Here is an 11,912-nt window from a genome sequence, read left to right as displayed (position 1 = left end):
GCCCGGCGCTACCCGAACAGGCGCGCTGCGCCATGCCGGCGTCATCCAAACAAACGCAGCGGTAGCGCCGGGCCATGCCCGGCGGAATCACCGCGCGCTTTCCGCGCGCAGCGGCGCCATCTTCCACAGCAGCGCGCGGAACGGCGCCAGCAGGCACACGCCGATGGCCAGCTTCACGGCCAGATCGCCTGCCGCCCAGCTCACCCACGGCAGACTGGAACCGGCAAAGGCGATCGACCAGAAGATCGTGGTGTCCACCGTCGCGCTGCAGGTGGTGGCTACCATCGGCGCACGCCACCAGCTGCCCCGGCGCAGGCGGTCGAATACGGTGATGTCCAGCAGCTGCGCCACGATGAAGGCCGAGCACGATGCGATGGCGATGCGCGGCGTCGCCACCCAGACCGACAACAGCACCGCCACCGCGAAACCGATCCAGGCCACGCGCCGGGCGGGTCCCGGGCCGAAGCGGCGGTTGATCAGATTGCTCACCAGGAACGCGACGGGATAGCTGAACGCACCCCAGGTCAGCCAGTCGTTGATCGGGTACTGCACCAGCACGTTCGACAGCAGCACCACCGCGCCCATCGCCAGCACGGCCAGCACCAGGGCGCGCGGGGTCAGCGGGGCAAAAACGGGGGCGGGACGCACGGACATGGCGAGCCAGGAGGACAAGGGGAATCGCCCATTATCCGCGCGGCCAAAGGCAAATCCAAAACCACCCGTTCAGGAACACACCAGCCGTCAACGGTGGGGCGTTACCCCAATGCCAGCCGCGCCCTGACCTCGGCGGCGATGCGCGCGGTTTCGCGCAGTGGTTCGATGCGGTCGTACTGCCAGTCCAGCCAGCGTGTCTGCAATCGCCCGCGCTCGTGCAGCTGCTGCTGGAAGCGGGCGAGGCGTCCCTGCGCGGTCTCCGCCAGCGCCACCATCACCGGCATGCGCGTGGCGCAGGCTTCAGAGAGCAGGTTCACCGAATCGGGCGATACCACCACCCGGTTGGCCCAGCCGAGCAGGCCGCCATACGGATTCACCCCGTCGCCGCCGTCGCCCCAGATCACGTGCGGCAGGTCGGCGAAGGTCGCGCGCAGGATCTCGGCCAGTGCCGGCGGGGTGCGTCGCGAGGTGGTGGCCAGCAGGCTGCCGCCTTCGTTGCGGATCTGCGCGGCCAGGGCGCGGAACACACCGACCATCGCCGTTTCGTCCCACGGCGCCAGCGGCGTCGGGCCGCCCACCAGCAGTGCAGTGCGCGGACCGGGCAGGGTGCTGAAGCCGGCGAACGCGGCCCGTCCCCAGGCCAGCCAGTCGTCATCGACCGGGTTGAGGCTGCCGATCAACGTCAGCACATTGCTGCCGCGCAGGCGATCGTGCTCGGGTACCACCACCACGTCCCAATGCCTGGCGCCGATGCGCGGGTCGAGGATCTGCACCACCTGCGTGCCGCGGGCGCGCAGCACGCGCAGCGCACCGGCGGCCTGGCGGCCACAGCCGATCGCCAGCGCAGGGGGCTCGGCAGCCAGTGCCGCGAACGCATCGCCGTAGCCGTTGGCATCCCCGGGCAGGCGCCGCGGGGTGACCCAGCGCCAGGGCGCCCGAGGCTGCAGTACCACGGGTCGATAGGTGCCCTGGCGCAGCGCCGAGGCCAGCGCGACCGCTTGGCGGACATTGCCTGCACGGCCGTCGGTGACCGTCCACGGTGCGCTCGATCGTTTCACCATTGGCATTAATTCGTTTCAGCCCTGCTGGGTGTTGCAACAGTCGCGACACTCTACACTGCGGCTGGTCGTTTCGCCCCGCGTTGCCCGCGGGCACTGACTCCCCTTCGCCGCCCTGGAGATGCACCGATGTCCCACGCGCTTGACGCCGCCGCACTGGATCAGCTGTTCCGCACCGCCCGCACCCAGAATGCCTTCCTCGACACCCCGGTGGACGACAGCCTGCTGCAGGAACTGTACGAGCTGGTGAAGTGGGGCCCAACCGCGGCCAACGCCAGCCCGGCGCGCTTCGTGTTCGTGAAGTCGGCCGAAGCCAAGGCCAAGCTGGCCCCCGCGCTGTCCGAAGGCAACCATGACAAGACCATGGCCGCACCGGTCACCGTCATCATCGGTTTCGACCTGGATTTCCACGAGAAGCTGCCGTACCTGTTCCCGCACGCCGACGCCAAGTCCTGGTTCGACGGCCCGCAGGAAGGCCGCCACGAGGCCGCCATCCGCAACGGCAGCCTGCAGGGCGCCTACCTGATCCTGGCCGCGCGCGCGCTGGGCCTGGATGCCGGCCCGATGTCCGGCTTCGACCCGGCCAAGGTCGATGAAGCCTTCTTCGCCGGCACCAGCATCAAGTCGAATTTCCTGGTCAACCTGGGGTACGGTGACCCGGCGGGCCTGTTCCCGCGCCTGCCGCGTCTGTCGTTCGACGAAGCGGCGCGCATCGCGTAAGTCGCTGTATCGGTTTCGGGCCCGCCGGTTGCGGCGGGCCATTGCTGCACCCTGTACCCACCCTACGATCCGGAGAGTTCCTCAGATGAGCGCCACCCGTAAACTGCTGCTGCCGCTGGCCCTGACCCTGGCCATCGCCGCCTGCTCCAAGCCGGCCGATACCGCTGCCCCGGCCGCTGATGCCGCCGCTCCGGCCGCCACCGAACAGCCGGCCGCCACCCCGGCTGCCGATGCTGCCGCTGCCGCGCCGGCCGCCGAAGCGATCCAGATCGCCTCGGGCACCTACAAGCTCGACCCGAGCCACACCGACGTGCTGGCGCAGTGGAGCCACTTCGGCTTCTCCAACCCGAGCGCACACTTCGGCAACGCTGAAGGCACCCTGGTGTACGACGCCGCCGACGTGACCAAGTCCACCGTGGAAGTGAAGCTGCCGCTGAGCGGCCTCAACAGCTTCACCGCCAAGTTCGACGAGCACCTGAAGAGCGCCGATTTCTTCGACGCTGCCAAGTTCCCGGCGGCCACCTTCAAGAGCACCAAGGTGGAATCGGCCGGCACCAACAAGCTGACCGTCACTGGCGATCTGACCATCAAGGACATCACCAAGCCGGTGACCCTGGACGTCACCATCAACGGCGGCGGCGAGCACCCGATGGCCAAGGTTCCGGCCGCCGGCTTCGATGCCACCACCACCCTCAAGCGCAGCGATTTCGGCGTGGGCGCCTACGCCCCGAACGTCAGCGATGAAGTGAAGATCCGCATCACCACCGAAGCCACCGGCGAGAAGCCGGCCGCTTGATGCACCCCGCTCACTCGTCGTGAGAAGGCAGAAGGCCCGCTGCGAAGCGGGCCTTCTTTTTTGAGCGCCGGGAACGCGCGTTGGCCGCTGCCGGGTACGCGCGCTCAGCGCAGCGCGCCCAGCCACGCTGCACACGCCTCGCTCGGGCTCTGCTTGGCCTTCACCGTCATGCCACTCACCCGCACGAAGGTCTGCGCGGCTTGCGCCACCACCTGACGTGCGATCAACGCGGCCTGCCTGGTCGCCGCCTGCTGCTTGCGCAGCTGCACGATATGCACCGACGGCCGGCCCACCGGCGCGTACTTGTGGTCGCGGCGCAGCACATCGGCCACCTGCGCCACTTCGTACTCGGCCTGCAGGAACCGGCGTTCGGCGTCCAACAGGTCCCGCAGCGGTGCACGCAGGGCGGCCGGATCAGCGAAGGCCGCCAGCGCGCCATCACAGGCGGCGTCGTCGTTGAAGCGGGAGCGCAGCGCATCGACGCCGGCCAAGGTCAGTTTGCCCACAGGGGCCTCGTTGCAACTGGGAAGGAGCGCGATTGTCGCATCTGCCCGGCTCGATCCGATGCCGGCGTCATGCGCCGCTCCGTGGGACAAGGGGTCTGACCCTGTGGCATGGGCTGAAGAGCCACCAACAGTGAACCCGGTCCTACAATCGCCTGCTGTTTCATCCACGGAAGGTAAGGCCATGCAGGACGTGCAGTACTGGTTGAACGAATTCTGGGCCGGGTTGAGCGTGCTCGATCTGGCAGTGGGCAGCGTGCTGGGCGCGCTGCTGGGCCTCATGGTCGGCCTGGCCGGCTGGTACGCGCTGCGCCGCCGCGGCTGGCTGCAGCGGCGCAGGCGCTGGCATCACTGGCTGCTGGCCAGTTACGCGCTGCTGCTGCCGCTGGGCACCGCCTTCTTCGGCCTGCAGCTGGGTTTCACCGCGGGCGCGCACCGCGCGCTGCTCCAGCAGATGGACCATTTCCAGCCGCATCTGCAGACGCTCGTGGCCAAGTGGAGCCACGGGTTCACCGACTCGCTTGACGACCCGCGCATGCGCGATGCGCTGCACAGCGAAGGCACGGTGGGCGATGTGGCCGAAGCCGTCGCCTCGGCCTACCTCAGCGAACACCCGCTGCCGGTACTGGATGGCCTGGGCGATGGCGTACTGGCACGCGCCAGTGGCTGGGTGATCGGCAAGGTGCGCGAAGGCGTGCTGCGCGGGCTGGTGGAAGACACCCTGGTGGACAAGGCCGGTGTACTGGGCGTGGAGCCGACGGTGGTGCGCGAAGCGCTGACGATGCGCGTGGACGAACTGCTGCACACCCGCGGCGTGTTGCGGCTGGTGAAAGCGCAGATCAACGGCATGATGCCGGGCGTGTATTTCGGCCTGCTGCTGCCGTGGCTGGTCGTTGTGCTGCTGATGGCGCTGGAGATCTGGGCCGCGCACCGGTTCGGATGGCGACAGGAGCGCATGCCGGTGGCTGCCTGCTGCAGAGCCGGGCCATGCCCGGCTCACGCAGACTGAGGCAAAACGCGGCGTGCTCAGTCGCCGTCGGTATCGTCCGGGTGCGCCTTCCAGTAGCCGGTCGAGCGGATCCAGTCGCGCGGCACGCCCAGATGGCCTTCGATGAACTTGCGCATCATCCGTGCGCGACGCGATTCGGTGGCGATCCAGTAGAACGTGTCGCCCTCCGGTGCCTCGAAGTCGGTCAGCATGTCTTCCAGCAGCGTGCTGCTGGCCGCCGGGAAGCCATTGCGTTCCAGCCAGTGAATCTGCACGTTCTCGTACTGCGGCAGGTCCTGTCGCTCGGCTTCATCGCTCACTTCGATGAAGGCCTGCACCTCGGCGCCCTCCGGCAGCACATCCAGCCAGCGGGCAATGGCCGGCAGCGCGGTTTCATCGCCAATCAGCACATAGGCGTCGTAGCTGTCGGCCACCACGAACGAGCCGCGCGGGCCGCCGATCACCAGCCTGTCGCCCGGCTGCGCCCGTTCGGCCCATGGCCCAGCAATGCCCTGGTCGTGCAGCACGAAGTCGATGGCCAGTTCGCTGGCGTCGTGGTCCCACCAGCGCGGGGTGTAGTCGCGTGCCGGCGACGGCTGCTTGCCGTCCGGGTAGCTGCGGCCTTCGGCGGTCAGCACCGGCAGCACCATTTCGCCGCTGGCGTTGGGGAAGAACAGCTTGATGTGGTCGTCGGCGCCGGGCGAATCGAAGCCGGCCAGATCATCGCCGCCCAGCACGACGCGGCGCATGTGCGGGGTGACCACCTCGGTGCGCAGCACCGTCAGTTCGCGGAATCTCACATCCAGGCGCAGGCGCGCGTTGTGATGCTCAGTCATGGGAGTACCTGTAAAGGTGTCGCGCAGGGGGCGCGGCGTAGGGGGAGACCTGGCTGGAGTCAGTCTGGCTGGGTCGTTGAAGAGGTGGGCTCGCTACCGGTGGTGCCGTTGATCAGTGCCGATGCCTGCGACAGCAGCGCCGCCACCTGCTCGGCCTCGCCTTCGGCCCAGCGGCCGTGGTGATGCACCAGCGCCCGCTTGAAGTCACGCAGGGCGCTGGCCAGCGGCGGCGGCAGCGATGCCTTGGTGATCTCGCGGGCACGATCGAAGGCCCGTCGCTGGGCCAGGCGCACCTGGGTGCGCTGCACCTTCAGCTCGAACTCGCCGGCGGCGGTGATGCGGAACACCCGGCGGCCATCCACTTCCTCCGATGCCACCCAGCCGGCCTGCTCGAAGCTCGCCAGCAGCGGGTACATGGTGCCGGCGCTGGGCGTGTAGGCCTGCAGGAACTGGTTGCTGATCAGCTGCATCAGCTCGTAGCCATGGCGCGGCTGCTCGCCGATCAGGGCCAGTACCAGCAGGCGCAGGTCGCCCCGGCTCAGCACGCGTGGCTGGCCATGGCGGCGGGGCACGGCCGATTCGCTGGAACGGGTTCTGGGGGAAGGGGAACGGCTCATTTCGATATATCGGTAACGAGTATCGAAACGATATATCGATAGGGCAGGCGCCGGCAAGCATCGATCCGGCCACAACCGTGCCGCGTTTGGGCCACGTACACAGAAAGGGCGCCCTTGCGGTGCGCCCCGGGGACCACTGTGGAAGGGAGCGAGGCAGCCAGACGGCGGGCCGTTGCGGCAGTGCCAACACTCGCCGCCACATTGCGCGGCAGGCGCAGCCCGGTCCAGAGCCGGGCGCGACACCGCATCAGTCATTCAGCTGCGGTGCCCCCGGCGTAGGCCCACACGCGGTCGGCCGTGCCCTACAACGGTCATCGCCCTGGGTAACACTTCGTTCTGCACATGCGCCAGGCGGGCAATCGCGACGTGCCCGAAGCGGTCCAAGGCCCGCCGCAGCGGCCTGCAGCGCGCCTGCTGGCCCGCCGAAGACAGGCGGGACATGCCTTGCGGACACTGGCTGCATGCGTCCATACGCCAGCGTAGCCAAGTGACGAAAGCCCTTGGTGCGCTACACTTTGCGGTCTAGATATCTATACAACAGTCGCGCGCGTGCGTGCGGTTATGGGAGCGCTAATGAACTGGTTGAACGAGGTGCTGAACAACGACCCGAATCCTGTGGAAACCCAGGAGTGGATCGAGTCGTTGAAGGCCGTTATTGATGTCGAGGGCTCCGAGCGCGCGCATCAGCTGCTGGAAGGCATGGTGGAGCTGACCCGTCGTTCGGGCGCCTACCTGCCGTTCTCTCCCACCACCGAATACGTCAATACCATCGAGCCGCAGTTCGAGGCCAAGAGCCCGGGCAATGCCGACCTGGAATGGCGCATCCGTTCGATCATCCGCTGGAACGCGATGGCCACCGTGGTCCGCGCCAACCGCAAGCCGGGCGACCTGGGCGGCCACATCGCCTCGTTCGCCTCCGGCGCCACCCTGTACGACGTGGGCTTCAACCACTTCTGGCGCGCCCCGAGCGACAACCACCCCGGCGACCTGCTGTTCATCCAGGGCCACAGCGCCCCGGGCATCTACGCCCGCGCCTTCCTGGAAGGCCGCATCAGCGAAGAGCAGCTGGACAAGTTCCGCATGGAAGTGGACGGCGGTGGCCTGTCCTCCTACCCGCACCCGTGGCTGATGCCGGACTTCTGGCAGACCCCCACCGTGTCGATGGGCCTGGGCCCGCTGGCCGCCATCTACCAGGCGCAGTTCATGCGTTACCTGGAAAACCGTGGCCTGATCGAGAAGTCCGACCGCAAGGTGTGGTGCTTCATCGGCGACGGCGAGTCGGACGAGCCGGAAACCCTGGGTGCCATCGCCCTGGCCGGCCGTGAAGGCCTGGACAACCTGATCTTCGTGGTGAACTGCAACCTGCAGCGCCTGGACGGCCCGGTGCGCGGCAACGGCAAGATCATCCAGGAACTGGAAGGCGTGTTCCGCGGCGGCGGCTGGAACGTCATCAAGCTGCTGTGGGGCGGTTACTGGGATGCCCTGCTGGCCAAGGACACCAACGGCGTCCTGAAGAAGCTGATGATGGAAACCGTCGACGGCGAATACCAGAACTGCAAGGCCTTCGGCGGCGCGTACACCCGCGAGCATTTCTTCGGCAAGTACCCGGAGACCGCCGCGATGGTCGCCGGCCTGTCCGACGACGACATCTGGCGCCTCAACCGCGGTGGCCACGACCCGCACAAGGTGTACGCCGCCTACCACCAGGCCGTGAACACCAAGGGCATGCCGACCGTCATCCTGGCCAAGACCGTGAAGGGTTACGGCATGGGCAGCGCCGGTGAAGCGCTGAACCCGACCCACCAGACCAAGAAGCTGGACGACGAAGCCGTCAAGCACTTCCGCGACCGCTTCAACATTCCGGTGACCGACGAGCAGCTCAAGGACGGCCAGGTGCCGTTCTACAACCCGGGCCCGGACTCGCCGGAAGTGCAGTACCTGCAGGAGCGCCGTGCCGCCCTGGGTGGTTACCTGCCGCAGCGCCGCCGCAAGGCCGACAAGAGCTTCAACGCACCGAAGCTGGAAACCTACGAGCGCCTGCTGAAGAGCAGCGGCGAGCGCACCTACTCCACCACCATGGCGTTCGTGCAGAGCCTGAACATCACCCTGCGCGACAAGGAGCTGGGCCCGCACATCGTGCCGATCGTGGCCGACGAAGCCCGCACCTTCGGCATGGAAGGCCTGTTCCGCCAGATCGGCATCTACGCGCCGTTCGGCCAGAAGTACAAGCCGGTGGACGCCGACCAGCTGATGTTCTACCGCGAAGACCAGAGCGGCCAGGTGCTGCAGCAGGGCATCAGCGAGCCGGGCGCGATCAGCTCGTGGATGGCCGCCGGTACCAGCTACTCGGTCAGCAACGTGCCGATGCTGCCGTTCTACATCTACTACTCGATGTTCGGCTTCCAGCGCGTGGGCGACATCGCCTGGCAGGCCGCCGACATGCGCACCCGCGGCTTCCTGCTGGGTGGCACCGCCGGCCGCACCACGCTGAACGGTGAAGGCCTGCAGCACGAAGATGGCTTCAGCCATCTGGTGGCCGGTGGCATTCCGAACGTGCGCAGCTACGACCCGACCTTCGGCTACGAAGTGACGGTGATCCTGCAGCACGGCACCAAGGCGATGATGGAAGACCAGGTAGACGAGTACTACTACCTGACCCTGATGAACGAGAACTACGCCCACCCGGACATGCCGGAAGGCGCAGCCGAGGGCATCGTCAAGGGCATGTACCTGCTGACCGACGCCGGCAAGCCGAAGAAGGGCGAACTGCGCGTGCAGCTGCTGGGTTCGGGCACCATCCTGCGCGAAGCCATCGCCGCCGCCGAGCTGCTGGACAAGGACTTCGGCGTGACCGCCGATATCTGGAGCTGCCCGAGCTTCAACGAACTGCGCCGCGACGGCTTCGATGTGGAGCGCCACAACCGCCTGCATCCGGAAGGCGAGCAGCGCAAGGCCTACGTGACCGAGCTGCTGGAAGGCCGCCAGGGCCCGGCGATTGCCGCTACCGACTACGTGCGTGCGTATGCGGACCAGATCCGCGCGTTCGTGCCGATGAGCTACACCGTGCTGGGTACGGATGGTTTCGGCCGTTCGGATACCCGTGCGAACCTGCGTCGCTTCTTCGAGGTTGACCGGTACTACATCGCGCATGCCGCGATTGCGGCGCTGGCGAAGGAAGGGAAGATGACCGCGAAGGATGTGGCCCGGGCGATCAAGCAGTACAAGATTGATCCGGAGAAGGCTAATCCTGTTGGGGTTTGATTGGGTGATGGTTGGATGAAAGGGCGGCCGAAAGGCCGCCTTTTTGCTATGTTGGACAAAGCACAGCAGCAGGGGGCTAACGTGGTTGACCAACTAAAAGGATTTTTTGCCTATTCGTCGTCGCCCAAGGAAGTCGGCGCGACCATTCAGTCCGCGCTGCACGATTTTCATAGGTATTCTGGACAGGTGGAGGTCACTGGATGGCCCGAGTTGGATATTCCAGGTAGGTTCATAGCGGCGACGGTTTTGTCAGGAATTGAAGCGAGCGATTTTCTAGTTGCAGACATTACGGTCTTAAACTTCAATGTGATATACGAGATTGGATACGCAATTGGGAAGGGGAAGCGTGTCCTTGTCGTCCGGAATGAGCCTTACGCAGCACCTGCGGCTAGCAAAATCAATGAGCTTGGAATATTTGATACGCTGGGCTACAGGGCATATGAAAATTCTAAAGGGTTGCAAGATTATCTTTCGGGGATCCGAGAGGTGTCCGCCATTCCTAATTCCTCGGTACTGAATAAGAAGTCTCCAGTATATTTAACGCAGGACAAATGGAAGACGGACGGCGCGACCAAAATTCTTTCTAGAGTCCGTAAGGCACGTCTCGCTTTTCGCAGTTTTGATCCCACCGAGCAGCCGCGTCTGTCTGCTCTAGATGCGATACAGCAAGTATCCCAGTCATATGGCGTTCTCGTGCACCTCATATCAAATGGAGTGGCTGATCACGAGATATCTAATCTAAGGGGGGCCTTCATCGCAGGGCTCGCGCAGGGGATGGGGAAAGTTGTGTCGATCCTGCAGTCCGGTGCAGATCCCGTTCCTCTGGATTACAGGGACTTTGTTAAATCTTATGCGCATCCCGACCAAATTGATGATTTCATAAGCGACTTCGCTGGAATGGTCTACGAAGAGGTCCAGCGATCCCCTGAAGATGTCCAGAGAAGAGAGTACACGACTCTGGAAAAGTTTGATCTGGGGGCCTCATCTGCTGAGAACGAGCTTCGAGATCTCCATAATTACTATCTACCAATTGATGGGTATCGGAGGGCGCAGCGCGGGGAAGTGCGCCTAATTGTTGGGCGGAAGGGCTCCGGAAAAACTGCTCTTTTTATGCAAGTTCGGGATCGAATGAGATCCAGTCGTGACAACGTCGTTCTAGATCTAAAGCCTGACGGATATCGGCTCATAAAGTTTAAAGACCGCGTGCTTAAGCTCCTCGAGAGGGGGAGTTTTGAACATACCATCACTGCATTCTGGGATAGTCTCCTGTGGCTTGAAACCTGTCACAAGGTCGTTGAGAGGGATAGGGATTCCTACCTGTACAGAGACGAAGATGTAATAAGTGCCTACAGGGACTTGGCAAGTGAATATCAGAAATTTGGTTATGAGGCGCAGGGGGATTTTGCGGAGCGAATGGCGCGACTTCTGGGGAGGATAGAGAACGACTATGCCCAAAGATTCGGAGGGGCGGATTCCCAGATGCTATCCACGCCACAGATAACTGAATTGATATACAGTAGTGACATAAGGAATCTACAGGATAAGCTCCTCTCATACTTGTCTTCAAAGAAGGCTGTCTGGATACTTTTTGACAATATAGACAAGGGATGGTCAAGTCGCGGAATAAATGAGGACGACTTGATAATAGTTAAGTCGTTGGTTGAGGCAACGAGGAAGCTGGAACGAAGGATCCAGCGTGGTGGCGTCGAGGCTCATACCTTGATGTTTATTAGAAATGATGTTTTTGAAATCCTTATTGATGAGATGGCAGATAGAGGTAAGGAGCCAAAGGCTCTGCTCGATTGGACTGATTCAGAGTTGTTAAGGCAATTGATATTGCGTCGAGCTTCATACCATTCAGAAAACGATATAGATAGTTTCGAGTCACTGTGGTCGCAGGTCTGTGTTAGTCATATACGTGGGGAAGAGAGTTCTCAGTATTTGATTGACCGATCTATGATGCGTCCTCGATACTTAATAGATCTGATAAATCACTGCCGCGGAATGGCGATTACGCTTGGTCGTGATCGGATTGACGTTGACGATATCGATAAGGGTATGAACATATTTTCATCCGATCTCATCGCTGATCTTAGTCACGAAATTCGCGATGTTTATCCGCAAGGGGAGGATATTTTGTATTCATTCATCGGTCTCGATCATGAGTTGTCCGAGGATGAGCTACGGAGCGCACTTCAGGATGCGAAAGTTCCTGAGTGCGATGCAGATCACTTAGTGAAAATATTGCTCTGGTACGGGTTTCTGGGCTGCCTTGACGAATTGGGGGATTCAAAGTTCATCCACGACGTTGCGTATAATCCAAAGCTGCTCGATGCGTATAGGAAGCGTCGAGCAAGCCATGTTAAATCTTTTGTCATCAGCCCAGCATTCTGGCCGGCCCTAGGAATTAAATAGTTCGCCAGGATTCGGGTTGAAGTGGCTCTGCGCTTTCCTCAATCGCCGCTATAGCACAGCAAGA

10 protein-coding genes are annotated in these 11,912 nt (G+C 63.4%); 5 read left to right on the top strand and 5 right to left on the bottom strand.

The window, feature by feature from the left end; translation table 11 throughout:
• Positions 1 to 87: 87 nt before the first annotated feature.
• Positions 88 to 654, bottom strand: coding sequence for a queuosine precursor transporter (locus ACX9OW_RS18680; RefSeq protein ID WP_053520117.1), 567 nt, complete (start codon positions 652 to 654; stop codon positions 88 to 90).
• 101 nt (positions 655 to 755) lie between these two features.
• Entirely contained in the window at positions 756 to 1,715 is a 960-nt protein-coding gene (locus tag ACX9OW_RS18675) for a mitochondrial fission ELM1 family protein (protein ID WP_459062684.1), read from the bottom strand.
• A 126-nt stretch (positions 1,716 to 1,841) separates the two neighbouring features.
• On the opposite strand from ACX9OW_RS18675, the gene ACX9OW_RS18670 reads away from it, so the two are divergent.
• Positions 1,842 to 2,432 carry a malonic semialdehyde reductase gene (locus tag ACX9OW_RS18670; protein ID WP_053520115.1) on the top strand — a complete coding sequence of 197 codons (591 nt, stop codon included), beginning with the start codon at positions 1,842 to 1,844 and terminating at the stop codon, positions 2,430 to 2,432.
• Positions 2,433 to 2,517: 85 nt separating this feature from the next.
• Entirely contained in the window at positions 2,518 to 3,228 is a 711-nt protein-coding gene (locus ACX9OW_RS18665; protein WP_074902043.1) for a YceI family protein, read from the top strand.
• A gap of 104 nt (positions 3,229 to 3,332) precedes the next feature.
• Here ACX9OW_RS18665 and ACX9OW_RS18660 read toward each other — a convergent pair whose 3' ends face one another.
• On the bottom strand, positions 3,333 to 3,734 hold the full coding sequence (locus ACX9OW_RS18660; protein WP_459062683.1) for a hypothetical protein: 402 nt from the start codon (positions 3,732 to 3,734) through the stop codon (positions 3,333 to 3,335).
• A 181-nt stretch (positions 3,735 to 3,915) separates the two neighbouring features.
• Here ACX9OW_RS18660 and ACX9OW_RS18655 point away from each other — a divergent pair, with 181 nt between their 5' ends.
• Positions 3,916 to 4,740: a hypothetical protein gene (locus tag ACX9OW_RS18655; protein ID WP_459062682.1), complete on the top strand. Its 825-nt coding sequence runs from the start codon at positions 3,916 to 3,918 to the stop codon at positions 4,738 to 4,740.
• Between the two features lie 17 nt (positions 4,741 to 4,757).
• Here the strand turns inward: ACX9OW_RS18655 and ACX9OW_RS18650 are convergent, their stop codons facing one another.
• Positions 4,758 to 5,555, bottom strand: coding sequence for a siderophore-interacting protein (locus ACX9OW_RS18650; protein WP_459062681.1), 798 nt, complete (start codon positions 5,553 to 5,555; stop codon positions 4,758 to 4,760).
• 59 nt (positions 5,556 to 5,614) lie between these two features.
• Complete coding sequence (locus tag ACX9OW_RS18645) at positions 5,615 to 6,172, bottom strand: PadR family transcriptional regulator (protein ID WP_053520111.1); 558 nt, start codon at positions 6,170 to 6,172, stop codon at positions 5,615 to 5,617.
• Positions 6,173 to 6,745: 573 nt separating this feature from the next.
• Here ACX9OW_RS18645 and aceE point away from each other — a divergent pair.
• The gene (gene aceE, locus ACX9OW_RS18640; protein ID WP_053520110.1) at positions 6,746 to 9,433 is read left to right on the top strand and encodes a pyruvate dehydrogenase (acetyl-transferring), homodimeric type; all 2,688 of its coding nucleotides are present in this window, start codon (positions 6,746 to 6,748) and stop codon (positions 9,431 to 9,433) included.
• A 48-nt stretch (positions 9,434 to 9,481) separates the two neighbouring features.
• On the top strand, positions 9,482 to 11,848 hold the full coding sequence (locus ACX9OW_RS18635; protein ID WP_459062680.1) for a P-loop ATPase, Sll1717 family: 2,367 nt from the start codon (positions 9,482 to 9,484) through the stop codon (positions 11,846 to 11,848).
• Positions 11,849 to 11,912 lie beyond the last annotated feature (64 nt).

The organism is Stenotrophomonas genospecies 5, from assembly GCF_054473825.1.
This window is presented reverse-complemented; position numbering and strand designations above follow the sequence as displayed.